Below are 26,425 nucleotides of genomic sequence, written 5' to 3'. Positions count from 1 at the left end.
AGCCCTGTAGCTGACGGAGCGTCAGTTCAGTAATCTGACTGTGCGTCAGCTATTGCACAGGCACGAGTTGTTGCTGTCACACAGGAGCGGGCGGACCGATGCTTGGATCGACTTACGGCACCCTGACCACCGACTCCCGCCGGGCCCGCGTGATCGCCTGCGGCGAGCAGCCCGGTCCTGCCGTGCACGGCAGGACCGGGGCCGACGAACTGGACGTGAGCGGACGCCCGTTGCACTCCGACGTGCCCGACCTGGACCGGTTCTTCCGGCCGGAGTCCGTCGCCGTCGTGGGCGCGTCCGACGCCGAGGGCCGCCCCAACACCGGCATCACCCGCCAGCTGATGGGCTGGGCGGAGCGGGTCGGCGCCCGCCTGTACCCGGTGCACCCCACCCGCGAGACGGTCTTCGGGCTGACCTGCTCCCCCACCGTGGCCGACCTCCCCGAACAGGTCGACCTGGCCGTGCTCCTGGTCGCCGACCCGCTCCCCGTCATCGAGCAGCTCGCGGACACGAAGGTGAAGTTCGCGGTCGCCTTCGCCTCCGGCTTCGCCGAGACCGGCGACGCGGGCGCCGCCGCCCAGGAGCGGCTCGCGGCGGCCGTGGACCGCTCGGGCCTGCGCCTGCTCGGCCCGAACACCAACCTGAACGCCTTCGAGCGGTTCCGCGACGACCTCGAAGGCCCGGCGATCGCCCTGATCACCCAGTCGGGCCACCAGGGCCGCCCGGTCTTCGCCCTCCAGGAACTCGGCATCCGGCTCTCCCACTGGGCCCCGACCGGCAACGAGGCCGACCTGGAGACGTCCGACTTCATCTCGTACTTCTCCCAGCAGCCCGACGTCGGCGCCATCGCCGCTTACGTGGAGGGCCTCAAGGACGGCCGCGCCTTCCTGCTCGCCGCGGACCGGGCCGCGCAGGCCGGTGTCCCGGTCGTCGCCGTGAAGGTCGGCCGCACCGAGACCGGCGCCCGTACCGCCGCCTCGCACACCGGGAAGCTCACCGGCGCCGACACCGTCGTCGACGCGGCGATGCGCCAGTTCGGCGTCATCCGCGTCGACGGACTCGACGAACTCCAGGACACCGCGGCCCTGTTGGCGCGGGCGAAGCGCCCGCAGGCGGACGGGGTCGTCGTCTACTCGATCTCCGGCGGCACCGGCGCCCACTTCTCCGACCTGGCGACGGACGCGGGCCTGACGCTGCCCACCCTCTCCGACGCCAAGCAGACCGAACTCCACCAGTGGATACCGGAGTACCTGAACGTGGCGAACCCCGTCGACAACGGCGGGCACCCGGTCGGCGACTGGCGCGGCCGGAAGATCATCGACGCGATCCTCGCCGACCCGTCCGTGGGCGTGCTGATCTGTCCCATCACCGGACCGTTCCCGCCGATGAGCGACAAGCTGGCGCAGGACCTGGTGGACGCGGCCGAACAGACGGACAAGCTGGTCTGCGTCGTGTGGGGCTCGCCCGTCGGGACGGAGGAGGCGTACCGCACGACGCTGCTCGGCTCGTCCAAGGTCGCCACCTTCCGCACCTTCTCCAACTGCATCACGGCGGTCCGCGCCTACCTCGGCCACCACCGCTTCACCACCGGCTACCGCTCGCCCTTCGAGGAGGCGCCGCGCACCCCGTCGCCGTCCTTCCGCAAGGCACAGGCCCTGATGCGCCCCGGCAAGCAGCTCAGCGAGCACGCGGCGAAGCAGCTGCTGCGCGCGTACGGCATCCGCGTGCCGCGCGAACAGCTCGTGACCAGCGCGGCCGCCGCCGTGCGGGCCGCGTCGCAGGTCGGCTACCCGGTCGTCATGAAGGCCTCGGCGCCGCAGCTCGCCCACAAGTCCGAACTCGGCCTGGTGAAGGTCGGACTGACCTCCGCGAGCCAGGTGCGGGACGCCTACCGCGACCTCACCGACATCGCCCGCTACGAGGGCATCGACCTCGACGGCGTCCTGGTCTGCCAGATGGTGGAGCGCGGCGTCGAGATGGTCGTCGGCATCACCCAGGACGAGCTGTTCGGCCCCACCGTGACGGTCGGGCTCGGCGGCGTCCTGGTCGAGGTGCTGCGCGACACGGCGGTCGGCGTGCCGCCCTTCACCGAGGACCAGGCCCGCGCCCTGCTGGACGAGCTGCGCGGCCGGGCCCTCCTCGACGGGGTGCGGGGCGCACCGCCCGCGGACCTCGACGCGCTCGTCGAGGTGGTGCTGCGCGTCCAGCGCATGGCGCTCGAACTCCACGACGAACTGGCCGAGCTGGACATCAATCCGCTGATGGTGCTGCCGCGCGGGCAGGGGGCCGTGGCCCTGGACGCGCTCGCCGTCTGCCGCTGACACCCGATCGACCGATCGCCGGATCGACAGACCGCCGGACCGCCGGACCGACGAATACGGAGCCGCTCATGGAACCCCTCGACCAGCAGGTGCTGCACTCGACCGAGAACGGCGTCTCCTGGATCACGCTGAACCGTCCGGAGGCGATGAACGCCGTCACCTGGGACCAGCGCGAACGCGTCATGGCGCTGCTCGCGGCGGCCTCCGCCGACCCGGACGTCCGCGCCGTCGTCCTCACCGCCACCGGCAAGGGCTTCTGCGCGGGCGCCGACCTCAGGGGCGCCCCCACCGGCGGGGAGCGGGTCGCCGGGGACGTCTCGCGCACCATCCGGCTCGGCGCCCAGCGGCTGATCGCGGCGGTCCTGGACTGCGAGAAGCCGGTGATCGCGGCGGTCAACGGGACGGCGGCCGGCATCGGCGCGCACCTCGCGTTCGCCTGCGACCTGGTCCTGGCGGCGGAGTCGGCCCGGTTCATCGAGGTCTTCGTCCGCCGCGGCCTCGTCCCCGACGGCGGCGGCGCGTACCTCCTGCCCCGGCTGATCGGCCCGCAGCGCGCGAAGGAGCTGATGTTCTTCGGCGACGCGCTCCCGGCCGCCGACGCGGAACGGCTCGGACTCGTCAACAGGGTCGTACCGGAGGGTGAGTTGGCGAAGACGGCACGCGAGTGGTCGGAACGCCTGGCCACCGGCCCCACCCGCGCCCTCGCCCTCACCAAGCAGCTGGTGAACGCGTCCCTGGAGAGCGACCGGTCGACGGCGTTCGCGGCGGAGGCCACGGCCCAGGAACTCAACATGACCACGCACGACGCGAACGAGGGCGTCACCAGCTTCGTCGAACGCCGACAGCCGCGATACCGGGGCCGCTGACCCTGCGTCTGTTTGTGCGCCGCGTGCGGGCCGGTGGGGGCTGGTCGCGCAGTTCCCCGCGCCCCTGAGATGCGCACCTGCGGTGCGACATCTCCCCACCGGGGGAAGGCTGCGCGAAGCGCATGCCTTCCAGGGGCGCGGGGCTGTGTCGATCAGCGGCTCCGCCGCGGGGCGCGAGAAGCCCCGCCGGCCCGCGCCCGGCACACAAACAGACGCGACCACGGCGCGAAGCCGTCCCTCAAGGGGCGCGGGGCTGTGTCGATCAGCGGCTCCGCCGCGGGGCGCGATCAGCCCCCACCGGCCCGCACCCGGCAGCCGTACCCCTTCCAATCTGACGCACCGTCAACTTCAATGGGAGCCATGATGGGACACGCAGGAATGGCCGCCACGGCCGTCCGCTACCTCAGGTCGGTCGGCGCCCCGACAGCCGCACTCCCCGCGGTCGAACCACTCCCCCGCCCCGACCTCCGCGCCGTCGGCGACGACGAGCGCCTCCCCGTCGACCCCGCCGAGTTCCGCCGCGTACTCGGCACCTTCGCCTCCGGCGTCACCGTCATCACGGCCCCACCCACAGACCCCGGCGAGGGCCCCGCAGGGTTCGCCTGCCAGTCCTTCGCCTCGCTCTCCCTCGACCCGCCCCTGATCGCCTTCATGGTGGCCCGCACCTCCACGACCTGGCCCCGGATCGCCCGCGCCGGCGTCTTCTGCGTGAACGTGCTCGCCGCCGACCAGGGCGACCTGTGCCGCGGCTTCGCGGTGAGCGGGGCGGACAAGTTCGCGGGCGTGCGCCACGACGCGGCCCCCGTCTCCGGCTCGCCCCGGCTGGCCGGCTCCGCCGCGTGGATCGACTGCGCCGTCCACGCCGTCCACACGGGCGGCGACCACCTCATCGTGGTGGGCCAGGTGACGGCCCTGGGCGCCGACGACGGCGACCGGGGGCCGCTGCTCTTCCACCGGGGTCAGTTCGCGAGCCTCGGCTCCTGACCCGCCCCGGCGCCGCTGCGCCGGATCACCAGCGCCATCAGCGCCGCCACCGCGCACAGCGCGCCCGACGCGATCCAGACCATGTCGTACGAGCCGAACGCGTCCCGCGCCACCCCGCCGAGGAACGCCACGACCGCCGCGCCCACCTGGTGCGAGGCGAGGACCCAGCCGAAGACGATCGCGCTGTCCTCGCCGTAGTGCTCCCGGCACAGGGCGATCGTCGGCGGCACCGTCGCCACCCAGTCGAGACCGTAGAAGACGATGAAGAACAGCATCGGCGGGCGGACCGACGGCGCGAGCAGGAGCGGCAGGAAGAGCAGCGAGATGCCGCGCAGCGCGTAGTAGACGGCCAGCAGGCGGCGCGCCTCGAAGCGGTCCGTGAACCAGCCCGACGCGATCGTCCCGACCACGTCGAAGACACCGATGACCGCGAGGAGCGAGGCCGCCGCCGTCACCGGCATGTGGTGATCGTGCGCGGCCGGTACGAAGTGCGTCTTGACCAGGCCGTTCGTGGACGCGCCACAGATCGCGAAGGTGCCCGCGAGCAGCCAGAACGGCCCCGTCCGCGCCGCCTTGCCCAGCACCGTGACGGCCCGCCGCGCGGCCCCCGGCAGGGGCGCCGGCTTGGGCACGAACTCCGTCGCCCCGTACGGCTTCTCGCCGATGTCGGCCGGGTGGTCGCGCAGCAGCAGCCAGACGAACGGGACGACGGCGAACGCGGCGAGGGCGACCGTCACCGCGGCCGGCCGCCAGTCGTGCCGGTCCACGATCCACGACAGCAGCGGCAGGAACACCAGCTGCCCCGAGGCCCCGGCCGCGGTGAGGATGCCGGTGACGAGTCCGCGCCTGGCCACGAACCACCGGTTCGTGACGGTCGCCGCGAACGCGAGCGCCATCGAACCGCTGCCCAGGCCGACCAGCACGCCCCAGTAGAGGATGAGCTGCCAGGCCGCCGTCATCCACACGGTGAGCAGCGAGCCCACCCCGATGATCGTGAGCGCGACCGCGACGACCCGGCGGATCCCGAACCGGTCCATCAGGGCGGCCGCGAACGGCGCGGTGATCCCGTACAGCGCCAGGTTCACCGACACCGCGAAGCCGATGGTGCCGCGCGACCAGCCGAACCCGGTGTCGGGGTCGTGCAGCGGCTCGATGAGCAGGCCGGGCAGCGAGGCGAAAGCGGCCGCGCCGATGATCGTCACGAAGGTGACCGCGGCCACGGACCAGGCGCGGTGCGGGCGTCTGCGGCGGGCGGCGGGGCCGGGCGCGGTGGCGGAGGGTGTCTGCGTCGTCGTCACGTCCTAGAGCTTCGGGGAAGCCGCCACCCCGAACGAGTGGCCCGAATGCCATCCTTCGTTAGGATCGGGCCATACGATGGACTCATGGCCGCTCCGACCCCCGCTTCCGCCCCCGCCTCCCCCCGTCCGCACCGCGTCGCCGTGCTCGTCCTCGACGGCGTCATCCCGTTCGAGCTGGGCATCCCGCAGCGGATCTTCGGGCGGGCCAGGGACGCGGCGGGGCTCCCCCTGTACGAGGTGGTGACCTGCGCCGTCCGCGAGCCCGGGCCGGTCCGCAGCGACGCCGACTTCTCGATCCTCGTCGAACGCGGCCCGGAGACGCTGGCCACCGCCGACACGGTGATCGTCCCGGCCTCGTACGAACTCGGACCCGTCTACGAGGAGGGCCGGCTGACGGACGAGCTCGCCGCGGCCCTCTCCCACGTCGCGCCCGGCACCCGCATGGTCTCGATCTGCACCGGCAGCTGGGTGCTCGCCGCCGCGGGGTACCTGGACGGGCGGCCCGCGACGACGCACTGGGCGGACGCCGCGACGTTCCAGGCGATGTTCCCCTCGGTCCGGGTCGACGCCGACGTCCTCTTCATCGACGACGGCGACGTCCTCACGTCGGCCGGGGTCGCCGCCGGCATCGACCTGTGCCTGCACATCGTGCGGCGTGACCACGGGGCGGCCGTCGCCAACGACGTGGCGCGGCGCACGGTCGTGCCGCCGCACCGGGACGGCGGGCAGGCCCAGTTCATCCAACGCCCGGTTCCTGAACCGCAGGTGGCGACGACGACGTCGGCGCGGGCCTGGGCCCTGGCCCACCTGCACGAGCCGATCCAGCTCCGCGACATGGCCGAGCAGGAGTCCATGTCCGTCCGCACGTTCACGCGCCGCTTCCGGGAGGAGGTCGGGGTGAGTCCCGGCCAGTGGCTCACCCAGCAGCGGGTCGAGCGCGCCCGGCACCTCCTGGAGTCCTCGGCCCTCTCCATGGACCAGGTCGCCCACGACGCGGGCTTCGGTACGGCCCAGTCCCTCCGCCAACACGTCACCGCTGCGCTCGGCGTTCCCCCGACCACGTATCGCCGGATGTTCCGCGCGGCAGGCTGAACGGCTCCGCCGGGGCGCGGGGGCGTACGCGCAGCCGGCACCGCCGCCAAGCCCACGGGGCTCCGCCCCGGACCCCGCTGCTCAATCGCCGCAGGGGCTTGATCTGCCCAGCCGACCGCAGGAAGCAACCCCGCGCCCCTGAACTGCCGACCGAAGGCCGCATTTCAGGGGCGCGAGGAACCGCGCGACAAGCCCCACCGACCCCCAGTCGAAAACCCACCGCCACCCGACACACGCTCAGAGGCCCGAGGAACCGCGCGACCAGCCCCCACCGACCCCCAGTCGAAAACCCACCGCCACCCGGCACACGCTCAGGGGCGCGGGGAACTGCGCGAGAAGCCCCCACTCACCCGCACCCGGCCGTCCACCCCAACCGGCCGAGCCGCCCTCCGCTCGCCCGTCCACCCCACCACCGCCAACACCACCGTCACCCCCACCCCACACACCACGGCCCCCTGCGCGGACATCACCCCCAGCAACACCCCCGCCAAGGACCCGCACACCGCGTACCCGGCCCCCACCGCCGCGTACAGCACGGAGTACCCCGCCGCCAACGCCCCGTCCGGCAGGACTTCCCGCAGCGTCAGGTTCCGCGTGAGCATCGCACCGGCCTGAAGGACCCCCGCCGCCACCAGGCCCACCGCCATCGCCCACGCCCACGGCACCGACGCCACCCCGACCACGCACACCGAGACGCCCAGCACCAGCACGAAGCTCTGCAACGGCAGTCGTCCGGGCCACGACCGCAGCCCGTACACGAACGCCCCGGCCGCCGAGCCGACCGAGAAACCGGCGAGCAGCGGGCCCGCGAGGCCGACGCCGAAGCCGCGCTGCTCCAGGAGTGCGGGGAGGATCAGTTCGGCCATCGCGAGCAGCGACAGACTCGCGGCCCCGGTGACGTAGACCGGCCAGGCCCGCATCAACACCCGTAGGCCGACGCCGACTTCACCCCGGCCGGCGGACGCCGCACCCGCGCTCCGTTCCGGCGACAGCCAGCCCACCGGCAGCAGCCACAGCCCCGCCACCGACGCCGCCATCAGCCCGCCCGCGACCACCAGCGGCACCCAGGGCGCCACCGACAGCGCGAGCCCCGCCGTCGCCGCGGGCGCCACCGCCCACACCCCGAACGTCAGCATCGACTCGAACGACAGCGCCTGCGCCACCGCCCGCTCCGGCACCAGACTCGTCAGCAGCGCCCGCAGCGCACCGGGCGCCGCCCCGGGCGCGGCCCCCGCCACGAACGCGCACACCGCTAGCCCCCAGGACGGCACGTCCGGCCACGCCCCGAGGCCGCCGAGCCCGGTGAACCCGGCCGCCCCGACGGCGAGCCCCACGGCCAGCTGCGGACGTGCCCGCTCGCCGCGCATCCGCATGCCGAGCACCGGCGCCCCGACGATCTCGCCGAGCACGTACACGGCGGCGAGCACCGCGCCCAGCGTGTAGCCGCCGGGGCGTTCCCGTACGAGGAAGACGGCCGCGAGCGGCGCCATGGCCACCGGCAGCCGGGCTCCTACGGCCACAACTGCCCACGACAGTACGGATGTACGGGCGAGTGCGCGGTAGCTCATGCCCCGACGGTAGGCGACGTCGCCGCGCGGGCGGCAGGCCGTCAGAACGTGAGCACGCCCCGGGCCACCCGGCCCGCCTCCGCGTCCGCCACGGCCTTCCCGAACTCCTCGACCGGGTACGTCCGCGTCACCAGCTCGTCGAGCAGCAGCCGGCCCTGCCCGTACAGGTCGGCGTACAGACGCAGATCGCGCTGCGGCCGCGAGGACCCGTAGCGGCAGCCGAGGACGGACTTGTCGAGGAACAGCTGGGCGGGCACGAACGACGCCTCCGCGTCGGCGGCGGGCATCCCGAGGAGCACGGCCTGGCCGTGCCGGTCGAGGAGGTCGATCGCGGCGCGGATCAGCTCCACCCGGCCCACGCACTCGAAGACGTGGTCGGCGCCGTCCGGCAGCACCTCGCGCACCGCTGCCACGTCGGCCAGGAACTCGGTCGCGCCGAACTGCCGGGCCACCGCCTCCTTCGCCGGGTTGTTGTCGACGGCGACGATCCGCGAGGCTCCGGCGATCCGGGCGCCCTGGAGGACGTTGAGACCGACGCCGCCGGTGCCGATCACGACGACGGACTCGCCCCGGTCGACCCGGGCCCGGTTCAGTACGGCGCCGACGCCCGTGAGCACGCCGCAGCCCATCAGCGCGGCCGACGTCAGCGGGATCTCCTTCGGGATCTTCACGGCCTGCACGGCCTTCACCACGGTCCGCTCGGCGAACGCCGAGTTCGAGGCGAACTGGTACAGCGGCTCTCCCTTGCGGCTGAACGGCTGCCCCGGCATCCCGATCGCCTTGCGGCACATGGTCGGCCGGCCCCGGTCGCACTCGGCGCACGCCCCACAGTTGGCGAGCGTGGACAGGGCGACGTGGTCGCCGGGCGCGACGTGGCCGACGCCCGCGCCCACCGCCTCCACCACCCCGGCGCCCTCGTGGCCGAGCACCACCGGGCGCGGGAACGGGATGGTGCCGTCGATCACGGACAGGTCGCTGTGGCACAGTCCGGCGGCGGCCACCCCGACGAGCACCTCCCCGGGGCCCGGGTCACGTATCTCCAAGTCGTCCACCACAGCGGCCTGTTGGCCGTCGAACACGACACCCCTCACGACAACGCCTCCTTGGGCAGCCCGAGCACGCGCTCGGCGATGATGGTGCGCTGGATCTCGTCCGAGCCGCCGTAGACGGTGTCGGCCCGGCTGAACAGGAACAGCCGCTGCTGTTCGTCGAGTTCGTACGGCGCGTCGGGCGTCCAGTCGGCCGGTCCGACCGCCGCCCCGGCCCCCCGCACCCGCAGCGCCAGCGCCCCGAGCCGCTGGTGCCAGCCGCCCCACAGCAGCTTGGCGACGCTCGGCGCCCCGGCGGCCCCGTCCCCGGCGGCGCCGCCGAGGGTGCGCAGCGCGTTCCACCGCATGGTCCGCAGCTCGGCCCAGAGGCGGACGACCTGGTCGGCGACGACCGGGTCGCGCAGCGCGCCGGTGGCGTCGGCGGTCCGCACGACGGCCCGCAGCTCCTCCTGGAACCCGATCTGCTGGGTGAGGGTGGAGACTCCGCGCTCGAAGGCGAGCAGGCCCATGGCGACCCGCCAGCCGTTGCCCTCGCCGCCGACGACGTCCTCGGCGACCGCGCCGTCGAAGAACACCTCGTTGAACTCGCTGGTGCCGGTCAGCTGGCGGATCGGCCGGACCTCGACGCGGCCCGGCTGGTCCATCGGCACCAGCAGGAACGACAGGCCGTGGTGCCGCCGCGACCCGGCCTGCGTGCGCGCGAGGACGAAGCACCAGTCCGCCTCGTGGGCGAGCGACGTCCACACCTTCTGCCCGGTGACCCGCCACCGCCCGTCGCCGTCCCGGGCGGCCGCCGTGCGCAGGGAGGCCAGGTCGGAGCCGGCGCCGGGCTCGCTGTAGCCCTGGCACCACAGTTCCTCGCCGCGGGCGACCGGCGGCAGGAAGCGGCCGCGCTGCTCGTCGCTGCCGTACGCGAGGAGGGTGGGGGCGAGCAGGTTCTCGCCGATGTGGCCGTAGCGGCCCGGCGCCCGGACCCGCGCGTACTCCTCGGCCCAGACGACCTGCTGGGTGAGCGTGGCGACGCGGTTGCCGTACCCGTCCCGGTCCCAGCCCAGGCCGATCCAGCCGCCAAACCCCAACTCCCGCTCCCACGCGCGCCGTTCAGGCGCGCCCTCGTGCTCGCTGCCGGGGCCGCCGCGTCCCGCCGCGGCGGCGAACCGGCCGACGAGGTGCTCCTCCAGCCACTGCCGTGCCTCCCGCCGGAACGCCTCGTCCGCGTCCCCGAAGCCGAACTCCACGTCACACCACCCGCCGTCGCCGGTCCGTCGTCACTGGTTGGGGCGCTCCTTGGCGGCGGCCGCCCGCGCCATCTCCTCCAGCTTCGCCAGCATCGGCATCGGATCGGTGCCGACCGTGCCCGGCAGGAAGTCGGCGATCCGCTCGGGCGTCCACGGCCCGTCCGCGTACCCGGCGCGCAGCTCGCGCGGCTGCGCCCACACGGCGATCTTCGGCCCGGCCACCGTGTACACCTGCCCGGTGATCTTCTCCTCGCGGGCCCGGTCGCTCAGCAGGTAGACCACGAGCGCGGCGACGTCCTCCGGCTCGCCGATCTCCTTGAGCTCCATGGGCACGTTGGCCGACATCCGGGTGCGGGCCACGGGCGCCACGGCGTTGGCGGTCACGCCGTACTTGTGCAGTCCGAGCGCGGCGCTGCGCACCAGGGAGATGATGCCGCCCTTGGCCGCGCTGTAGTTGGCCTGGGCGACGGAGCCCTGGTGGTTGCCGCTGGTGAATCCGATGAGCGTGCCCGTCCCCTGCTTGCGCATCACGGCGGACGCGGCGCGGAAGACGGTGAAGGTGCCCTTGAGGTGGGTGGCGACGACGGGGTCCCACTCCTCCTCGGACATGTTGAAGAGCATCCGCTCGCGCAGGATCCCGGCGACGCACACCACCCCGTCGATCCGGCCGAACTCCCGCACGGCGGTGTCCACGATGCGCTGTCCGCCGGCCATGGTCGACACGTCGTCGGCGACGGCGACGGCGGAGCCGCCCGCCGCCTCGATCTCCTTCACGACGCCGAGCGCGACGTCCGAGGCGGGTTCGCCGCCCTCGATGGACACCCCGTAGTCGTTGACGACGACCTTGGCGCCCTCGGCGGCGCACGCGAGGGCCACCGCCCGTCCGATGCCCCGTCCCGCCCCCGTCACGGCGACGACCTTGCCAGCCAAGAAGTTCCCCACGCCCGGCCCCTTCCCGCGGTTTCTGACGACCCGTTAGATTTCCCTCGAGTCGGATTCTACGACCCGTCAGATACCGGAACACAAGACCCGGGAGGACCCGATGCCCCTGCCCGCCGAGTTCCACGACATCGCCAAACGCGTGAACAACTGGGGGCGTTGGGGGGAGGCCGACGAGATCGGCACCCTGAACCTGATCACCGACGAGGTGGTCCGCGCCGCCGCAGGCGAGATCCGCACCGGCCGCCGCGTCCCGCTCGCGCTGCCCCTCAAGGAGGACGGCGTCCAGTCGGGCATGATCCCGGGCCGGATCAACCCACTGCACACCATGGTCCAGATCAACCAGCAGATCTTCGGCCCGGACACGGTGGCCTGCAGCGACGACGCCGTGACGATGGGCCTGCAGGCCGCCACCCACTGGGACGCCCTCACCCACGTCTCGCACTCGGGCCGGCTCTACAACGGCCGTCCGGCGGACACCGTCACCGCGCACGGCGGCGCCGAGTTCAGCGGCATCGACAAGGTCCCGTACCTCGTCTCGCGCGGCGTCCTGCTGGACGTGGCGGCGGCCAAGGGCGTGGACCGTCTCCCCGGCGACCACGCGGTGACGCCCCAAGACCTCGACGAGGCAGCCGAGTTCGGCCGGGTGGAGGTCAGGGCCGGCGACATCGTGCTGGTCCGCACGGGCCAGATCCAGGTGTACCTGGCGGGCGACAAGCACGCGTACGGGTATCCGTCACCCGGCCTGTCGGTCCACACGCCCGAGTGGTTCCACGCGCACGACGTGGCGGCCGTCGCCAACGACACCCTGACCTTCGAGATCTTCCCGCCGGAGATCGAGGACCTGTGGCTGCCGGTGCACGCGCTCGACCTCGTCGAGATGGGCATGCTCCAGGGCCAGAACTGGAATCTGGAATCCCTGTCCACAGCCTGTGGAGAAGAACGCCGGCACAGCTTCCTGCTGTCGGCGATGCCGGAACCCTTCAGGGGCGCGACGGGCACACCGGTGGCACCGGTCGCGATCTTGTGACGCCACGTCGCCGAGGGCCCCCGTCACAAGGGCCCTCGACGTCCCCTCGCGGTCCATCTCCACCCACAAGCGTGACCAAACGGACACTCCACGTCAACACCCATACGGCTATTTGCCGTTAATGCGTAGAACGCCCCGAAGACTCACACGCCCCGGGCGACCCGGCCCGCGCGGGTGCCTCAGACGGCCTCGAAGGCCACACCGTCGTACGCGGCGACCCCGTCCGTGGCGGCGGCCGCGCAGCGGTCGATCTCGCACCAGATCGCCTTGCCCGCCCCTTCGGGACGCCAGCCCCAGCGGTCGGCGAGGCCGTCGACGAGTTCGAGCCCGCGGCCGTTCGTCTCCTCGCCGGCCGCGTGCCGGGGCGCCGGGGGCCGGGCGCAGGAGTCGGCGACCTCCACGCGCACGGTGCCGGGACACGCCTCCTGGACGCCGGGCAGCACCATCCGCAGCACGGCCGGGCGCCCGGTGTGGACCACGGCGTTGGTGACCAGTTCGGAGACGAGGAGGATCAGCGTCTCGGCCATGGGTTCGTCGGGCTCTATCCCCGAACCGGCAAGACGCGAGCGCGCCCACCTCCGGGCCCGCCCCACCTCCGCGGGGTCGGCCCCGACCTCCAGCTGAACCTGAAGCACCTGCACCGCTCACACCATCCGAACCGGCGGACACGTCGCCTCGCGCCACTGACCACACTGGCCACTGAGGAGGATCACGGAACGTGATCCCCTTGCAGCACAGCATGGTTGACGTACAGTCACCCCAACAAGCGCTTCGGGCATATTCCAGCGCGAAGGAGTACGCGTACGGCATACTGTGCGACGCGTCTCGCGGGGGGTCGAACAGGCGGGCGTGACGCCCCGCCCTGCGCTGCGAACGGCGCCCGCGCGGCGGAGCCGCAGGTCGATACAGCCCGGGTTCCGGAGCCGCCTCGGAGGCGACACCGCGACCGTCGCACGGGTTCTCACTCGCATCTGCCACAAGGTACCGGAGCCCGGCGCCGACTCCGCGCCGTGACGAGCCCCGGGAAGGACACAACCCGATAACCACGCACGGTGACTGTCCGTGCATCCTTCCTCAGAGCACCCGGAGCGTCCGCGGGCGCCGCGCTACAGCGAAGCCGCCAGCGTCTCCTCCGCGTCCCGTGCGCTGCCGCCCAACTCGGCCCGCACCCACGCCCTCTTCAGATGCAGATGGACATCGGCCTCCCAGGTGAAGCCCATGCCACCGTGCACCTGGAGGCAGTCCCGCGCGCCCTGCACGGCGGCCTCGTCGGCGAGGAGTTCGGCCGCCGCGACCTCGACCGGGTCCCCGGTGACGGCGGCGGCGTACACGGCGGCGCGGGCCACCTCGACCCGTACGAGCATCTCCGCGCACAGGTGCTTGACGGCCTGGAAGCCGCCGACGGGCTGTCCGAACTGCTCGCGGTCCCGGGCGTGTTGGACGGCCGTCTCCAGGGTGCGGCCGGCCGAGCCGAGCTGTTCGGCCGCGTACAGGAGGGTCGCCCGCCAGGGCGTGGGTGCGGCGCCGGGGAGCCGGTGCAGGGGGGTGAGCGGGTCGACGGAGGCGAGCGGCTCGGCGCCGGACACGTCGCCGCGCACCACGTCCGCCGCGTCCCGCCAGGGCAGCAGCCCGCCGTACGGCGCGGTCACCACCGCGTCGCCCGACGCGGCGCCCGGCACCTCGCCCGCCGCGAGGAACGTCGCCACCAGCGGCCCCGGCACCAGCGCCCGCCCCACCTCCTCGAACACCACCACCGCTTCCGGCAGCCCGAGCCCGACCCCGCCCGCCGCCTCCGGCAGACACAGCGAGAACAGCCCGGCCGAACCGAGCTCGCGCCACAGCGCCCGGTCGAGCCGCGGCGCGTCCACGGCGGCGCGCAGCGCGTCCCGCCCGAACCGGCCGGCCAGCAGCTCCCGGGTGCCGTCGCGCAACGCCCGCTGTTCCTCGGTCAGTTGGAAGTGCACGCCTACTTGCCCCCCTTGGGCAGTCCGAGGATGCGCTCGGCGACGATGTTGCGCTGGATCTGCGACGTACCGGCGGCGATCGTGTACGACAGCGAGGAGAGCCGGTCGAGCGTCCACTCCTGGCCGGTGTCGAGGGCGCCCGCGCCGCCGAGGACCCGGGCCGCCACGTCGTACAGCCGCTGCCGGGCGTGCGAGTAGCGCAGCTTGAAGACCGAGCCGCCCACGCCGGGCACCCCGCCGCTCGCCTGCGCCTCGCTCACGTTCCACTGCGTGAGCCGCCACAGGGCGCTGAACTCGGCTGTCAGCAGGGCGAGTTCGCGGCGCAGTACGGCGTCGTCCCAGCGGCCGCTCTTGCGGGCGTGGGCGGCGAGTTCGCCGAGCACCCGGCGGCAGGCGACGACCTCGCCGACGAAGGCGGTGCCGCGCTCGAACGACAGGGTCACCATGGTCACGCGCCAGCCGTCGTTCTCGGCCCCGACCCGGTTGCCGACCGGGACCCGCACCTCGTCGAGGAACATCTCGGCGAACTCGGTCGACCCGGCGAGCGTGCGCAGCGGCCGCACCGTGATGCCGGGCGCGTCCATCGGCATGGCGAGCCAGGAGATGCCGCGGTGCTTGGGGGCGGCGTCGCTGACGGGGGTGGTGCGCACCAGCAGTTCGCACCAGTCGGCGACCTCGGCGTGCGAGGTCCAGATCTTCGAGCCGCTGATCACGTACGCGTCGCCGTCGCGCCGGGCCCGCGTGCGCAGGGCGGCCAGGTCGGACCCGGCCTCCGGCTCGCTGAACCCCTGGCACCACACCTCGTCCCCGCTGAGGATCGGCGTCAGCCAGCGCGCGCGCTGCTCCGCCGTGCCCTCGGCGGCGATGGTGGGCCCCGCGTGCAGCAGTCCGACGAAGTTCGCGCCGACGTAGGGGGCGCCCGCCTTCTCGGTCTCCTCCAGGAAGATCAGCCGGGTGGTCGGCGAGGCGCCCCAGTGCACGTCCCCGTACCCGGCGTCGTACAGCCTGCGCTGCCACCCGGTGTCGTAGGCGCGCCGCCCCGGCCAGTCGCCGGGTGACGGCTTCGGCCCCAGCGCGGGCAGCACGCCCCCGAGCCACTCGCGCAGCCGCGCCCGGAACTCCTCTTCCTCGTCCGTGTACGTGAGGTCCACCGGCTCCGCCTACCTGCCGTGCCGGTCGAGGTCCAGGCCGAGCATGCGGATCGCGTTGCCGCGCATCAGCTTGTAGACCGTCTCGTCGTCGAGGCCCTTGACGTGGTCGAGGGCGACCTCCTTGGTGTTCGGGAAGGTCGAGTCGACGTGCGGGTAGTCGGTCTCGAAGGTCGCGTTGTCGCGTCCGACGACGTCGAGCGAGGCGACGCCGTGCTTGTCGCGGAAGAAGCAGCAGAACATCTGCCGGTAGTAGTACGTGGACGGCGGCTCGGGGATCAGGTCCCGCACCCCGCCCCACGCGCGGTGCTCCTCCCAGACGTCGTCGGCGCGCTCCAGGGCGTACGGGATCCAGCCCATCTGGCCCTCGCTGTACGCGAGTTTGAGCGTCGGGAACTTCACCAGGACGCCGCTGAAGAGGAAGTCCATCATCGAGGCCATCGCGTTGTTGAAGCTGAGCGAGGCCTGCACGGCGGGCGGCGCGTCGGGGGACGCGGCGGGCATCTGCGAGGACGACCCGATGTGCATGTTGACCACCGTGCCGGTCTCCTGGCACACCGCGAAGAACGGGTCCCAGTAGCCGGAGTGGATGGACGGGAGCCCGAGGTAGGTCGGGATCTCGGAGAAGGTGACGGCGCGCACGCCCCGCGCCGCGTTCCGCCGGATCTCGGCGACGGCCAGTTCGACGTCCCACAGCGGGATGATGCACAGCGGGATGAGCCGGCCGCCGCTGTCGCCGCACCACTCGTCGACCATCCAGTCGTTGTAGGCGCGCACGCAGGCGAGCGCGACCTCCTTGTCGTGGGCCTCGGCGAACGTCTGGCCGCAGAAGCGCGGGAAGGTCGGGAAGCAGAGCGACGCCTCGACGTGGTTGAGGTCCATGTCCGCGAGCCGGGCCTTGGGGTCCCAGCAGCCGCGCCGCATCTCCTCCCTGGTGATGCCCTCCAGGGTCATGTCGTCGCGGTCGAAGCCGACGGCGGCGATGTTGCGCTTGTACGGGAACTTCAGGTCCTCGTAGATCCACCAGTCCGTGGGCGGCCCGTCCGGGTCCATGGTGATCTGGTACTTCCCGGCGACGTAGGCGAGTTCGCCGATCCCGGCGGTGAGCGGCTTGGGCCCCTTGTCCCGGTACTTCGCCGGCAGCCAGGTCTCGAAGAGATGGGCCGGTTCGATCACATGGTCGTCGACGCTGACGATGCGCGGCAGTTCCGTCATGATGCTGAGCCCCTCCGCCGTACTGCGAGTATCTGATGACCCGTCAGATGCAGGCTAGCCCCGCACCCCTGGACCGACAAGAAGCACGGACTTACGCTCTCATCTGATTCTGACGATCCGTCAGGTACGGCGGACGCGCGGACGGAACTCTTGGGGGTCACGGCAATGACGCAGAGCACCGCACACGCCCTGGGCGCGTCCCGCACGCTCTGGGAACTGGTCGAGCGCCGGGCCGCGCTCACCCCCGGACAGCCCGTCCTGCTGCAGGGCGAACGGTCCCTGACCTTCGGCGAGTTGCGCGACCGCGCCGAACGGGTCGCGGCCGGCCTGCACGAACGCGGGGTGCGCCCCGGCACGGTCGTCGCCTGGCAGCTGCCCACCCGGATCGAGACGGCCCTGCTCACCTTCGCGCTCGCCCGCATCGGCGCCGTCCAGACGCCGGTCATCCCGTTCTACCGGGACCGCGAGGTCGGCTTCGCGCTCCGGGAGTCCAAGGCCGAGTTCTTCGCGACGCCCGGCGTGTGGCGCGGCTTCGACCACGGCGACATGGCGCGGCGGCTCGGCGCGCGCGGCGTCTTCGAGGCGTACGAGGACCTGCCGGAGGGCGATCCGGCCGTCCTGCCGCCCCCGCCCTCCGACGGCACGTCGGTCCGCTGGATCTACTGGACGTCCGGCACGACCTCCGACCCCAAGGGCGTCCTGCACACCGACCGCTCCCTCATCGCGGGCGGCTCGTGCCTGGCCCACGCCCTGCACCTGTCCTCCTCCGACGTCGGCTCGATGGCCTTCCCGTACGCGCACATCGCAGGACCCGACTACACCGTGATGCTGCTCCTGTACGGGTTCCCGGCCGTGCTGCTGGAGCACTTCGCGCTGCCCGACTCGCTGGACGAGTACCGGCGCCACGGCGTGACGGTGGCCGGCGGCTCGACGGCCTTCTACTCGATGTTCCTCAAGGAACAGCGCAAGGACCCGGCACAGAAGCTGATCCCCACGCTGCGCCTCCTCGCGGGCGGCGGCGCGCCGAAGCCGCCGGAGGTCTACCACTCCGTGGTCCGCGAGATGGGCGTCCAGCTCACCCACGGCTACGGCATGTCGGAGGTCCCGATGATCACCATGGGGGCGCCGGACGACACGGCGGAGATGCTCGCGACGACGGAGGGGCGGCCGCCCGAGGGCATGGAGATCAGGATCGTCGACGGGGACGGCAAGCAGGTCCCGGCCGGGGTCGACGGCGAGGTGCGGCTGCGCGGGGAGGCGGTCTGCCAGGGCTATCTGGACCCGCGGCAGTCGGCGGAGGCCTTCGACGAGGACGGCTTCCTGATCACCGGCGACCTCGGCCACGTCCTGCCCAGCGGCCATCTGGTCCTCACCGGCCGCGCGAAGGACATCATCATCCGCAAGGGCGAGAACATCTCAGCGAAGGAGATCGAGGACCTGCTGCACGCCCACCCCTGCGTCCAGGAGGCGGCGGTCGTCGGACTGCCGGACGCGGAGCGCGGCGAGCGGGTCTGCGCGGTCCTCGAACTCCGGTCGGGGGCATCCGGGTTGACGCTCCCCGACCTCACGTCCTATCTGCGCGCCGAGGGCCTGTCGACCTTCAAACTGCCGGAACAGCTGGAGATCCTCGACGCGCTCCCCCGCAACGAGACGCTGCGCAAGGTACTCAAGTACAAGCTGCGGGACCGCTTCTCGGAATGACCCGCGGGCTCGGACGCGCCCCGCTCACTCCGCCCCACTCACTCCGCCCCACTCACTCCGGCACGGTGAAGTACAGCGCGAACGCCCGGACGACCTCGTCCTCCGAGATCCGCCCGTCGCCGTCCGCGTCCAGCGCGGCGGCGGCCGTCGCGGCGACCTCGGGCTCGACCCCCACGACGCGCATGATCCGCTCCGCCGCGGCCGTGCTGAGTCCCGCGCCCTCCGGGTCGGCGACGGCGATCGCGCCGCGCAGGAACGGCCGGGCGATCTCCGCGAACCGGTCGGGGCTGTCCCGCAGCCGCTTCACGGCCCCGGTCACGAACTCCCCCCGGGTCACCCGCTGGTCCCCGTCCACGTCCGCGATCCCGGCCATCCCCTGCCAGAACGCCTCGGCCCCCGCGTACAGCGCCTGCCCCCGGTCGCAGCGGGCCGTGGTGCCGAACTCGGCGAGCAGGGCCTTGGCCGCGACGTAGAAGTCCTCGCGGTCGATGTAACCGTTCCCGTCCTGGTCGAATCCGGCGAACCGGGCCGCGATCCTCCGCTCGTCCATGGTCATGGGCCGCCTCTCGGGTAGTGGGGGTGTGCCGCGTTCGGAGCGTACGTCGAACGGGGGCGCGCAAGGCCGTGAGTTCGGCCGTTGTATCAAGACCGGTGGAATTCTGGGACAACTGTGCGGCTCTGTGACGGGTCCTGCCCCGGCCCGCACTTCCCGCGATCCGGCCGATCCCGTTCAGGGCCCGGCGAGCGCACTCGGGTCGAGCAGGCTCGACAGAGCGCCGTCGACCGGGAAGCCGTCCGGCGCCGATGTCATCCGTGCACTCCTCGACGCGCGGCGCGCTACGCCGACATCGGTGCCGCGTCGTCGTCCACGGCAGCCGCCACGTCCGGGTACACGTCGAAGAGGCGGCGGACGCCCAGGGCGCCGAGGACGCGGTTCACGTGGGAGCCGTCGACCGCTCCCTGGGCGGGGAGGATCAGGCGGAGGCGGCCCTGGCAGGAGCGCATCAGGCGGCGGGACGCGATGAGGACGCCGACGCCGCTGGAGTCGCAGAACAGCACGTCGGAGAGGTCGAGGACGACGCTGCGCCGGCCGTCGGCGACCGCTTCGTGCACCTGCTGGCGCAGCGCGGGCGACGTCACGAGGTCCATCTCGCCCGACGCGCGCACGACGGCCCAGTCGCCCCGCCCTGACTCGGTCACCTTGAGCGCCACGCGCCACGCCTCTCGCTCGCCGTCACTTCGATCCGGAACCTGTGCCTACGTTTCGCTTCCACAGCGCGGCTGCCCGGACGCGTTGCGATGAAACACCACCGCAGACCTATCACATATGGCCTGCTTAAGACCCAGACGGTCCCAGGTGGTCGGTTACGGACCCAACCGGTCATACACCAGCTGCACGGGCCACCGGTTCTTTACCACCCGCTACCGCCGCGGAGCGCTCAATGCGGCAAAGGTGCGTGCGTTGTCGGCACCTCGGACTACATTCGGGTAAGAGGCAAGCAGTTCATGAGTACGGGCAGTCGGTGAGGGGGCCTCATGCCCAAGGACACTCCGTCTCGCTGGGACCGGAGGATGCAGCAGCGGCTCGCGCACGGCGAGGCCGCGGCGCTCGGCGAGCTGTACGACCGCTTCGCGTCCCTGGTGCACGGACTCGCCCACCGCGTCCTGGACGACGAGGACGCCGCCGACCAGATCACCCGCGAGGTCTTCACGCAGATCTGGGAGAACCCGGAGGCGTACGACGCCAAGCAGGGCCCTCTGCGGTCGTTCATCGCCACGCTCGCCCACCGCCAGGCCGTCCACCGGCTGCGCCAGACCGAGTCCGCCGCCCTCGTGCGCACCGGCCTCGGCACCACCGAGGACCTGGAGCGCAAGGTGCGCCGCGCCTCCGCCGCGGCCCGCGCCGACTACATCGTGACGTCCATGCCCGCCCCACTGCGCGCCGCCCTGGAGCTCGCCTACTTCCAGCGCCGTGACTACCGCCAGACCGCTGCCGACCTCGGCGTCACCGAGGACGAGGCGCGCCGCCGCCTCCGCCTCGGCCTGCAACTCCTGTCCACGGCCCACGACAGCGGCACACCTCCTGGTGGATACGGGAGGCCGGCGTGAGCGGGGCCAACGGGCCGGACCGGTTCGATCCGCACGATCCCCACGACCCGCACGACCCGTACGGGGAGGAGCACGGGCAGCCGCAGGACCCCGGCGGCACCACGGACGCACCGCGCATACCGCCACCGCGCGCCTCCATAGAGGACACCGGCCGCCCGCTGCCCGACCTCGCGGCCCCCGCCCCGCTCGTCCTCGAGCACCGCGTCCTCAAGTCGCTCCTCGGCGCCTGGGCCCTCGCGGCCTGCTCACCCGAGGAGACCGTCGCCGTCGAGGACCACCTGGGCGACTGCGGCTCCTGCGCCGAGGAGGCGCTGCGGCTGCGCGACGCCGTCGGCCTGCTGCACGCCGAGGAGTCCCTCGACCTCGACCCGCTGCTGCGCTCCCGCGTCCTGGAGGGCTGCCTCACCCGCCGCCCCGCCCGCGTCCCGGTCCCCGTCTGGGCCTCCCCGTACGACGCGGAGACCGCGCGGCTCGACGCGCTGCTCAAGGACATCGGCGACGGCGAGTGGCACGCGCCGGTCAGGCTCCGCTGGTACGAGGGCGGCGACCAGGTCAGCCGCAAGACCACCGTCGCCGGTGTGATCGCCCACCTCACCAGCGTCGACGGCCTGGTCGCCCGCGCCATCGGCCTCGACGACCCGCTCGGCTCACCGGCCCGCGAAGGGCTCGGCCCGGCCGCGCGCACGGAGGCGTACTGGAAGGCGTCGTACTTCCCGCCGACCCGCGCCGTCCGCGTCCCCTGGCGCGACCAGTCGCACGCGCTGATCCGCACGGTGTCGTTCGCCGGCGCGGACGCGACCGGTACCGGTGGCTCCGGTCAACTCCCCATCTCGTACGGGGACTTCGAGCTGTCGCTGCGGGACGCCATGACCGACAGGGCCTTCGAGTGCTGGGTGCACGCCGGTGACATCGCGGACGCGGTGGACTATCCGTACGAGGCCCCGGCCCCGCGCCATCTGAACCGGATGATCGACCTGGCCGCCCGGATGCTGCCCGGTTCCCTCGCGCTGCGCCGCCGCCAGGGGCTGGCCGCCCCGGCCCGGGAGCTGGTCGCGGCCGGTGCCGCCGGCCGCAGTCTGCGGCTCGAGGTCGAAGGGGCGGGGGGCGGCGAGTGGCTGATCTCCCTCGACTCGCCCGGGGCGGTGGGTTCCGCCGAGCGGGAGGTGGCGCACGTCGCTCTGGACGGCGTGGAGTTCTGCCGCCTCGCCGCGGGGCACGTCTCGCCTGACGAGGCTGCCGCCGGGCAGGTCGGTGACCGTGAGGCGATCCGCGACGTATTGACCGCAACCGCCGCACTGAGCCGGATGTAACCGCCCCCGTCTGCCGGGCCCGTGTTCGTCGCGGTCTGCGGCCCGGTGGGGCTTCTCGCGCAGTTCCCCGCGCCCCCGAGAGGCGCACTTCGTGCGCCATCTCATAGGGCGCCCCTGGAGGCGCACGGAGTGTGCCTCTCAGGGGCGCGGGGAACTGCGCGACCAGCCCCCACTCAGCCGCACCCGGCGACGCAGCAGAAACCCGGCAGCCCGGTGGCCGCCTCCGGCTACGCGAAGACGACCGTGCGGCGGCCGTTCAGGAGGATTCGGCGCTCCGCATGCCACTTGACGGCCCGCGCCAGCGCCTGGCACTCCACGTCCCGGCCGATCGCCACGAGCTGATCGGGCGTGACGTCGTGCCCGACCCGCTCGACCTCCTGCTCGATGATCGGCCCCTCGTCGAGATCGGCGGTCACGTAGTGCGCGGTCGCACCGATCAGCTTCACACCCCGCGCATGCGCCTGGTGATACGGCTTCGCGCCCTTGAAGCTCGGCAGGAACGAGTGGTGGATGTTGATGATCCGCCCGCTCAGCTGCTTGCACAGGTCGTCCGAGAGCACCTGCATGTAGCGGGCGAGCACGACGAGCTCGACGCCCTCCGCCCGCACCAGGTCGAGCACCTGCTGCTCGGCCGCGGCCTTGGTGTCCTTGGTCACGGGGATGTGGTGGAACGGGATGTCGTACGACGACACCAGTTCGGCGAAGTCCGTGTGGTTGGAGACGACCGCGGCGATGTCGACGGGCAGCGCGCCGATCCGCGCGCGGAAGAGCAGGTCGTTCAGGCAGTGGCCGAACTTGCTGACCATCAGCACGACCTTCATCCGGTCCGACGCCCGGTGGATCTGCCAGTCCATCCGGAACGAGTCCCCGATCGCGGCGAAGCTGGCCCGCAGCTTCTCCACGGTGACCGGGGCGTCCGCGCTGAAGTGGACGCGCATGAAGAACAGACCGGTGTCGTGGTCGCCGAACTGCTGGCTGTCCTCGATGTTGCAGCCGGTCATGAAGAGATAGCTCGACACGGCGTGCACGATGCCCTGCTTGTCGGGGCAGGAGAGGGTCAGGACGTACTGCTCGGGACCGGTGACGGGTGCGGACTGCGCGTTCATAAGGGCAAGGTTCGCACACCCGTGGATCCGGCGGAGCGGCGTTCCGGGGTGCGGACCGCGGCCGGGAGCTAGGCGGCCCTGGTCATGATCCGCAGCACTTCGAGGGTGCGCGGCGCCGCGTCGGGATCCTCACCGTCGCTCGTGGCGAGCCGCACGTGCGCGTCGCGCGCGGCCCGCACCGCCTCCGGCCATCCCTCGTGGTCCAGATAGGCGGAGACGGGGGCGTCAGGACCCACCTGGTGCATGATCCGCAGGACCCGCAGCACGGCGGAGTCGACGAGCGCCGCCTCCTGCGAGTCCCGGAATATCGTCCCGACGTACTTCTCGGCGGACCAGTTGTCGAGCCAGGTGTCCTCGACGAGGCGGTACACCGCGTCGGTCACGTCCCCGTACCCGTCCACGCCCGCGAGCCACACGTTCCGTTGGAACGCGGGGTCCGAGAGCATGTGCAGCGCGGAGCGCACATTGGTGCGCCAGCGCCACCACGGCATGTCGTTGAGTGGCATGCCGTCCATGTTCGTGGAGCGACGGCCGCGGCGGGAAGACTTCTCCGAGCTTTGCACGGTCATCGATCGTACGTCCCTTCCCCCGGCGCCCCGACCGACCCCCGTAATTCACCTCCGCGTCACCAGGCGTTGACCGCCGGTCACTCCCCGGTTCGGGATGCGGCGGAATCGTGCAGGTCCATGACCGGCTGGCGCCACACCAAGCGCACCATCAAGCACTCCTTCCGCTACGCGGCCGTCGTCACGGGCGCCGCCCTGGTCACCGGATGCGGGCTGGTCCCTGGAGCCACGGGGGGCTCCGGGGACCAGCCGGTGAAAGTGATGACCTGGGCCCCCGAGAAGACCGGGGCGACGAACATGCCGGGCATGCCGGCGATGGCCAAGGCGTACGCGCGCTGGGTCAACGCCCACGGCGGCATCGGCGGCCGCAAGCTGGAAGTCCTCACCTGCAACGACCACAACGACAGCGTGGACGCCGCGAAGTGCGCCCGCTCCGCCGTCGAGCAGGACGTCGTCGCCGTCGTCGGCTCCTACAGCCAGCACGGCCGCGCGTTCCTCTCGCCCCTCGAATCCGCCGGCATCCCCTACATAGGCGGCTACGGGGCGACCGACGCCGAGTTCACCAGCCCGCTGTCGTACCCGGTCAACGGCGGGCAGGCGGCGCTCCTCGCCGGAAACGGCCAGCAGCTCGCCGAGCACTGCGACCGCACCGTCCTGGTCCGGCCCGACACCATCGCGGGCGACGAGCTCGGCCCGCTCCTCGACACCGGTCTGGCGCTGCGCGACCGCCGCGCGGCCACCGACCTGCGCGCCGCGGAGGACGCCACCGACTACGGCGGCCAGGCCCGCCAGGCCCTGAGTACGGCCAGTTCCGACCCGCTCGGCGACGGCTGTGTCGCCGCCGTGCTCGGGGACCGCACGGACACCTTCTTCGACTCGTTCCGGCGGCTGCGCGACGCCTATCCGTCGGTGCGGACCGCGACCGTCCTCGGCAGCGTCGACCAGTCCGTCATCGACCGCAGCGGCGGCGCGAAGAGCCCGTACGAGGGCGCGTACGTCACCGGCTGGTACCCGGCGGCGGACGACGCCCGGTGGAACCCGATGCGCAAGGCGATCAACGAGCAGGCCTTCGACGACAACCGGATCGACCCGGCCGACGCGGGCGTGCAGACGACCTGGATCGCGTACAGCGTCCTGAAGCAGGTCGTCGAGTCGCTCGGGGACGGCGAGGTGACGTCCCGCACCGTGCGCAAGGCCCTCGACGGGGGCCTCAAGGTGACGACGGGCGGGCTCACGCCGGCGCTGCACTGGGGCTACGACCACATGTCGTCGGCCGGCGACTTCCCCCGCCTGGTGAACGCGCGGGTCGCCTTCCAGAAGGTGGAAGGGGGCCGCCTGGTGGCGACCCGCCGGTCACTGGTGGACGTCACGGCGACCCTGGCGAAGGCGCCCTGAGTCCCGCTACAGCTGGACGGCCGACCGCTGGGTCAGGCCGTACGTGGTGGCGATCCGGTTCCACAGCGACGAGGCCTTCGCCTTCTGGGTGGAGGCCGTCCCGCTGGCCGCGTCGCCCGCCCTGCGCTGCGGCGTCGCCTTCGCGTGCCCCTTCTGGCAGCCCTTCTTGCCGGCGACCTGGTCGCCCCACGCCGCGTAGTGGCTGTCCGCCGACGCGGACGCCTGCCAGGCGCGGGTGAGCGCGTCCTTGAGCGCCGCGTTGTCGGGCAGCTTGTCGACCGCGAGGCCGTTCAGCCGGGTCACCAGGTTCGTCCGCTGCGTCGCCGCGTCCCGCAGCGCCTTGGAGGACTGCGGGAGCTCCTTGCAGCCGCCGATGTTCGCGACGGCCCGCACCACGGCGGCGCGGCTGTTGTTGGAGTCGGCGAGCAGCTGGTCCAGCGCGACGGCCTGCGCCCTGACCGGGTCGGCGGCGGACGGCGACGGGCTCTGCGACGCCGAGGAGGCGTCCGAGACCGTCTTGGTCGTGTCGCTCTTCTTGTCGTCGTCCCCGCCCGCGTTCAGCAGCGCGCCCGCGCCGATGCCCACGGCGAGGATGCCCACGCCGAGCGCGGCGATCAGCGGCACCCGGGAACCGGTGCCGGTGCGGCCCTTGCGGCGCGAGGACGGCGGCTCCGGCTCGTACGCCTGCTGCTGCACCGGCGGGATCAGCGGGCCGTTCGGTGCGGCCTGCTGGGCGTGCGGGTCGAAGCGCGGCATCTGCTGCGTCGACGCGGCCGGCGCCTCCGGCTCCGTGCGGAACAGGGCGTCGAACTCGGCCGGCGGCTGCCGGTCGCCCGGCGCACCGGGACGGATGTCATAGGGGGTGGCGCCCGGCTGCGCGGGCACCGGCGGTATGTACTGCGTGGCCTCGCTGTCGCCGCCACCGGGCACCGCGTCGGGCAGCGCGCCCGGCATCGGCTGCTGCACCGCGCGCCCCAGGTACTGGGTGGCGTCGGCGGCGGGCGCCTCGGGCGGCAGCGGGGCGGCGCCCTGCTGCGGGGCGTGGTCGGTGACGGGCGGGATGTACTGCGTGGCGGCCGCGGCACCGTCGTAGGAGGCGTCGTACCCGCCGTCGTAGCCGGCCGGGGCGGCGGGCGGCAGCGGTCCCGCGGGCGCGTGCTGCTGCGGCAGCGCGTGGGTCGGGGCCTGCGGCGGCAGCGCGCCGGGCACGCCCTGGGCCGGCGGGGCCGGCTGCTGCGGGCCGGGCTCGCCCCACTCGTACGTCGGCATCGGCCCGGCAGCCTGCGCCTGCTGGGACTCGGGCCCCCACGGCTGGCCCCACGGCGTCGCGCCGGTGGGTCCCGCCTGGTCGCCGAAGGTGCCCGGCAACAAGGGTTCCGAGCCGTCGGCGGGCAGCACGACACCTTCGTGCGCCTGCCGGGCCTGCGGAAGGTGCGGGCCTTCGCCCTGCCCGCTCTGTCCGCTCTGCTGCGTCACCGGGACTCCTACGTATGGGGGGCCGTATATCAACTGCGGAATCGTCGGCT

23 protein-coding genes are annotated in these 26,425 nt (G+C 72.9%); 9 read left to right on the top strand and 14 right to left on the bottom strand.

Annotated features, from left to right (window positions below; translation table 11 throughout):
- The first annotated feature begins 98 nt into the window (after window positions 1-98).
- From RBJ77_RS28440 to RBJ77_RS28430, 3 genes are all read left to right on the top strand, one after another.
- Complete coding sequence (locus tag RBJ77_RS28440; RefSeq protein WP_372347636.1) at window positions 99-2,321, top strand: acetate--CoA ligase family protein; 2,223 nt, start codon at window positions 99-101, stop codon at window positions 2,319-2,321.
- 68 nt (window positions 2,322-2,389) lie between these two features.
- Entirely contained in the window at window positions 2,390-3,187 is a 798-nt protein-coding gene (locus RBJ77_RS28435) for an enoyl-CoA hydratase/isomerase family protein (protein ID WP_372347635.1), read from the top strand.
- 351 nt (window positions 3,188-3,538) lie between these two features.
- The gene (locus RBJ77_RS28430; RefSeq protein WP_372347634.1) at window positions 3,539-4,171 is read left to right on the top strand and encodes a flavin reductase family protein; all 633 of its coding nucleotides are present in this window, start codon (window positions 3,539-3,541) and stop codon (window positions 4,169-4,171) included.
- Here RBJ77_RS28430 and RBJ77_RS28425 read toward each other — a convergent pair.
- On the bottom strand, window positions 4,147-5,469 hold the full coding sequence (locus tag RBJ77_RS28425; RefSeq protein ID WP_372347633.1) for an MFS transporter: 1,323 nt from the start codon (window positions 5,467-5,469) through the stop codon (window positions 4,147-4,149). The genes RBJ77_RS28430 and RBJ77_RS28425 overlap by 25 nt on opposite strands.
- A gap of 84 nt (window positions 5,470-5,553) precedes the next feature.
- Between RBJ77_RS28425 and RBJ77_RS28420 the strand changes: the two genes are divergently transcribed.
- Window positions 5,554-6,561 (top strand): GlxA family transcriptional regulator, encoded by a 1,008-nt coding sequence (locus RBJ77_RS28420; RefSeq protein WP_372347632.1) that lies wholly within the window; start codon window positions 5,554-5,556, stop codon window positions 6,559-6,561.
- Between the two features lie 311 nt (window positions 6,562-6,872).
- On the opposite strand, the gene RBJ77_RS28415 is transcribed toward RBJ77_RS28420, so the two are convergent.
- From RBJ77_RS28415 to RBJ77_RS28400, 4 genes are read right to left on the bottom strand one after another with little or no spacing between them, the layout of a single operon-like run.
- Window positions 6,873-8,129, bottom strand: coding sequence for an MFS transporter (locus RBJ77_RS28415; RefSeq protein WP_372347631.1), 1,257 nt, complete (start codon window positions 8,127-8,129; stop codon window positions 6,873-6,875).
- 41 nt (window positions 8,130-8,170) lie between these two features.
- Complete coding sequence (locus RBJ77_RS28410) at window positions 8,171-9,220, bottom strand: Zn-dependent alcohol dehydrogenase (RefSeq protein ID WP_372347630.1); 1,050 nt, start codon at window positions 9,218-9,220, stop codon at window positions 8,171-8,173.
- A complete protein-coding gene (locus RBJ77_RS28405; RefSeq protein ID WP_372347629.1) occupies window positions 9,217-10,416 on the bottom strand; it encodes an acyl-CoA dehydrogenase family protein in 1,200 nt (399 codons plus the stop codon). The genes RBJ77_RS28410 and RBJ77_RS28405 overlap by 4 nt, the downstream gene beginning before the upstream one ends.
- A gap of 30 nt (window positions 10,417-10,446) precedes the next feature.
- The gene (locus RBJ77_RS28400; protein WP_372347628.1) at window positions 10,447-11,358 is read right to left on the bottom strand and encodes an SDR family oxidoreductase; all 912 of its coding nucleotides are present in this window, start codon (window positions 11,356-11,358) and stop codon (window positions 10,447-10,449) included.
- Window positions 11,359-11,458: 100 nt separating this feature from the next.
- On the opposite strand from RBJ77_RS28400, the gene RBJ77_RS28395 reads away from it, so the two are divergent.
- Window positions 11,459-12,385 carry a cyclase family protein gene (locus RBJ77_RS28395; protein WP_372347627.1) on the top strand — a complete coding sequence of 309 codons (927 nt, stop codon included), beginning with the start codon at window positions 11,459-11,461 and terminating at the stop codon, window positions 12,383-12,385.
- A 179-nt stretch (window positions 12,386-12,564) separates the two neighbouring features.
- Here the strand turns inward: RBJ77_RS28395 and RBJ77_RS28390 are convergent, their stop codons facing one another.
- From RBJ77_RS28390 to RBJ77_RS28375, 4 genes are all read right to left on the bottom strand, one after another.
- The gene (locus tag RBJ77_RS28390; protein ID WP_372347626.1) at window positions 12,565-13,026 is read right to left on the bottom strand and encodes an ATP-binding protein; all 462 of its coding nucleotides are present in this window, start codon (window positions 13,024-13,026) and stop codon (window positions 12,565-12,567) included.
- A 465-nt stretch (window positions 13,027-13,491) separates the two neighbouring features.
- The gene (locus RBJ77_RS28385) at window positions 13,492-14,349 is read right to left on the bottom strand and encodes an acyl-CoA dehydrogenase family protein (protein WP_372347625.1); all 858 of its coding nucleotides are present in this window, start codon (window positions 14,347-14,349) and stop codon (window positions 13,492-13,494) included.
- A 2-nt stretch (window positions 14,350-14,351) separates the two neighbouring features.
- On the bottom strand, window positions 14,352-15,500 hold the full coding sequence (locus RBJ77_RS28380; RefSeq protein ID WP_372347624.1) for an acyl-CoA dehydrogenase family protein: 1,149 nt from the start codon (window positions 15,498-15,500) through the stop codon (window positions 14,352-14,354).
- A 9-nt stretch (window positions 15,501-15,509) separates the two neighbouring features.
- A complete protein-coding gene (locus RBJ77_RS28375) occupies window positions 15,510-16,712 on the bottom strand; it encodes an amidohydrolase family protein (RefSeq protein ID WP_372347623.1) in 1,203 nt (400 codons plus the stop codon).
- Window positions 16,713-16,877: 165 nt separating this feature from the next.
- Between RBJ77_RS28375 and RBJ77_RS28370 the strand changes: the two genes are divergently transcribed.
- A complete protein-coding gene (locus RBJ77_RS28370; RefSeq protein ID WP_372347622.1) occupies window positions 16,878-18,413 on the top strand; it encodes a class I adenylate-forming enzyme family protein in 1,536 nt (511 codons plus the stop codon).
- 52 nt (window positions 18,414-18,465) lie between these two features.
- Here RBJ77_RS28370 and RBJ77_RS28365 read toward each other — a convergent pair whose 3' ends face one another.
- Together RBJ77_RS28365 and RBJ77_RS28360 are read right to left on the bottom strand one after the other, a co-directional pair.
- Window positions 18,466-18,963 carry an EF-hand domain-containing protein gene (locus tag RBJ77_RS28365; protein WP_372347645.1) on the bottom strand — a complete coding sequence of 166 codons (498 nt, stop codon included), beginning with the start codon at window positions 18,961-18,963 and terminating at the stop codon, window positions 18,466-18,468.
- Window positions 18,964-19,250: 287 nt separating this feature from the next.
- A complete protein-coding gene (locus RBJ77_RS28360) occupies window positions 19,251-19,625 on the bottom strand; it encodes an STAS domain-containing protein (protein WP_372347621.1) in 375 nt (124 codons plus the stop codon).
- A gap of 324 nt (window positions 19,626-19,949) precedes the next feature.
- Between RBJ77_RS28360 and RBJ77_RS28355 the strand changes: the two genes are divergently transcribed.
- Window positions 19,950-20,522 carry a sigma-70 family RNA polymerase sigma factor gene (locus RBJ77_RS28355; RefSeq protein WP_255968798.1) on the top strand — a complete coding sequence of 191 codons (573 nt, stop codon included), beginning with the start codon at window positions 19,950-19,952 and terminating at the stop codon, window positions 20,520-20,522.
- Window positions 20,519-21,832: a zf-HC2 domain-containing protein gene (locus RBJ77_RS28350; RefSeq protein ID WP_372347620.1), complete on the top strand. Its 1,314-nt coding sequence runs from the start codon at window positions 20,519-20,521 to the stop codon at window positions 21,830-21,832. The genes RBJ77_RS28355 and RBJ77_RS28350 overlap by 4 nt, the downstream gene beginning before the upstream one ends.
- Window positions 21,833-22,059: 227 nt before the next feature.
- Here the strand turns inward: RBJ77_RS28350 and purU are convergent, their stop codons facing one another.
- The gene (gene purU, locus RBJ77_RS28345) at window positions 22,060-22,938 is read right to left on the bottom strand and encodes a formyltetrahydrofolate deformylase (RefSeq protein WP_255968793.1); all 879 of its coding nucleotides are present in this window, start codon (window positions 22,936-22,938) and stop codon (window positions 22,060-22,062) included.
- 68 nt (window positions 22,939-23,006) lie between these two features.
- Window positions 23,007-23,507: a hypothetical protein gene (locus RBJ77_RS28340; protein WP_255968791.1), complete on the bottom strand. Its 501-nt coding sequence runs from the start codon at window positions 23,505-23,507 to the stop codon at window positions 23,007-23,009.
- A 117-nt stretch (window positions 23,508-23,624) separates the two neighbouring features.
- On the opposite strand from RBJ77_RS28340, the gene RBJ77_RS28335 reads away from it, so the two are divergent.
- On the top strand, window positions 23,625-24,899 hold the full coding sequence (locus tag RBJ77_RS28335; RefSeq protein WP_372347619.1) for an ABC transporter substrate-binding protein: 1,275 nt from the start codon (window positions 23,625-23,627) through the stop codon (window positions 24,897-24,899).
- A gap of 6 nt (window positions 24,900-24,905) precedes the next feature.
- Here RBJ77_RS28335 and RBJ77_RS28330 read toward each other — a convergent pair whose 3' ends face one another.
- The gene (locus tag RBJ77_RS28330; RefSeq protein WP_372347618.1) at window positions 24,906-26,375 is read right to left on the bottom strand and encodes a hypothetical protein; all 1,470 of its coding nucleotides are present in this window, start codon (window positions 26,373-26,375) and stop codon (window positions 24,906-24,908) included.
- Window positions 26,376-26,425: the final 50 nt, after the last annotated feature.

Origin of the sequence: Streptomyces sp. KL116D (genome assembly GCF_030766975.1) — a bacterium.
Classification (GTDB): domain Bacteria; phylum Actinomycetota; class Actinomycetes; order Streptomycetales; family Streptomycetaceae; genus Streptomyces; species Streptomyces longispororuber_A.
This window is presented reverse-complemented; position numbering and strand designations above follow the sequence as displayed.

Coding starts and splice junctions, on each gene's coding strand:
- RBJ77_RS28355 (WP_255968798.1), top strand. CDS start 19,950: ATGCCCAAGGACACTCCGTCTCGCTGGGACCGGAGGATGCAGCAGCGG.
- RBJ77_RS28370 (WP_372347622.1), top strand. CDS start 16,878: ATGACGCAGAGCACCGCACACGCCCTGGGCGCGTCCCGCACGCTCTGG.
- RBJ77_RS28435 (WP_372347635.1), top strand. CDS start 2,390: ATGGAACCCCTCGACCAGCAGGTGCTGCACTCGACCGAGAACGGCGTC.
- RBJ77_RS28415 (WP_372347631.1), bottom strand. CDS start 8,129: ATGAGCTACCGCGCACTCGCCCGTACATCCGTACTGTCGTGGGCAGTT.
- RBJ77_RS28375 (WP_372347623.1), bottom strand. CDS start 16,712: ATGACGGAACTGCCGCGCATCGTCAGCGTCGACGACCATGTGATCGAA.
- RBJ77_RS28440 (WP_372347636.1), top strand. CDS start 99: ATGCTTGGATCGACTTACGGCACCCTGACCACCGACTCCCGCCGGGCC.
- RBJ77_RS28365 (WP_372347645.1), bottom strand. CDS start 18,963: ATGGACGAGCGGAGGATCGCGGCCCGGTTCGCCGGATTCGACCAGGAC.
- RBJ77_RS28420 (WP_372347632.1), top strand. CDS start 5,554: ATGGCCGCTCCGACCCCCGCTTCCGCCCCCGCCTCCCCCCGTCCGCAC.
- RBJ77_RS28395 (WP_372347627.1), top strand. CDS start 11,459: ATGCCCCTGCCCGCCGAGTTCCACGACATCGCCAAACGCGTGAACAAC.
- RBJ77_RS28340 (WP_255968791.1), bottom strand. CDS start 23,507: ATGACCGTGCAAAGCTCGGAGAAGTCTTCCCGCCGCGGCCGTCGCTCC.
- RBJ77_RS28335 (WP_372347619.1), top strand. CDS start 23,625: ATGACCGGCTGGCGCCACACCAAGCGCACCATCAAGCACTCCTTCCGC.
- RBJ77_RS28430 (WP_372347634.1), top strand. CDS start 3,539: ATGGGAGCCATGATGGGACACGCAGGAATGGCCGCCACGGCCGTCCGC.
- purU (WP_255968793.1), bottom strand. CDS start 22,938: ATGAACGCGCAGTCCGCACCCGTCACCGGTCCCGAGCAGTACGTCCTG.